Genomic DNA, 840 nt, shown 5'->3' with positions numbered 1-840 from the left:
CTCAGAAGCAAAGGTCGGCGGAACATTCAAAATGTCGTTCCGGAACTTTACGACTGGCAATAGCCACACGTTTGGCGGCGAATATCTCGAGCTGGTTCCTGGTGAACGTTTGCGTTACACGGACAAATTCGACGACCCCAACCTGCCTGGCGAAATGGAAGTAACTGTGACGCTGACCAAAGTGTCGGTCGGGACCGAGCTCCATATAACACAGGCGGGCGTGCCGGACGTCATTCCACCTGAGGCTTGTTATCTCGGATGGCAGGAGTCGCTGAAAAACTTAGCAAGGCTCGTCGAGCCGGAGATCAACGAATAACGCAGCTGATTCAAGCGGATCGCGTCGCCCGTCCCTTGCCCTCAATAAATCAGGAAATGGAGATGCCCAATGACCGATTGATCCTCACCACCTTTAATCGGTCCTATTGGTGGGGAGAGAAGCAGGCGGTTTCACCGCCTGCCCATCCTTAGTTGACGCCTTTGTTCGTCATGTATTTTTGAAGGTCGCTCAATTCCTCACAACCTCCGGGGCAAAGCGCTGTCAAAGAGGCCAACTGCTCGCCGGCCTTGTCCATTTTTCCCGTATCTACGTACAATTCGCCGAGATACTCGCGCGCGGCCTTATGATCCGGCTGGATATCCAGCGCTTTCTGATAGTAGGTCAGCGACGTGTCGAAATCACCGGTCTTCCGAAGTGTAAAGCCAAGCAGATTGTAGACGTCCGCCTGCTGATTGTTCTCCGCCAGTCCACGCAGTTCAACCAATGCGCTGGCGTAATCCTTTGCGGCGATCTTTGCGCGAACAGAGCTCAGATCGAGCGTTGCCGGTGTTTCCATATTGTCC

Annotated in this window: 2 protein-coding genes; one reads left to right on the top strand and one right to left on the bottom strand. The window is 53.8% G+C overall.

What is annotated here, in order from left to right; genetic code table 11:
- On the top strand, positions 1-316 hold a 316-nt coding region (locus tag ACXJ5O_RS28610; protein WP_457302858.1), incomplete at its 5' end, for an SRPBCC domain-containing protein.
- Positions 317-464: 148 nt separating this feature from the next.
- Here the strand turns inward: ACXJ5O_RS28610 and ACXJ5O_RS28605 are convergent.
- A partial coding sequence (locus ACXJ5O_RS28605) for a tetratricopeptide repeat protein (RefSeq protein WP_457302857.1) occupies positions 465-840 on the bottom strand: 376 nt, incomplete at its 5' end.

The organism is Phyllobacterium sp. P5_D12, assembly GCF_054049495.1.
This window is presented reverse-complemented; position numbering and strand designations above follow the sequence as displayed.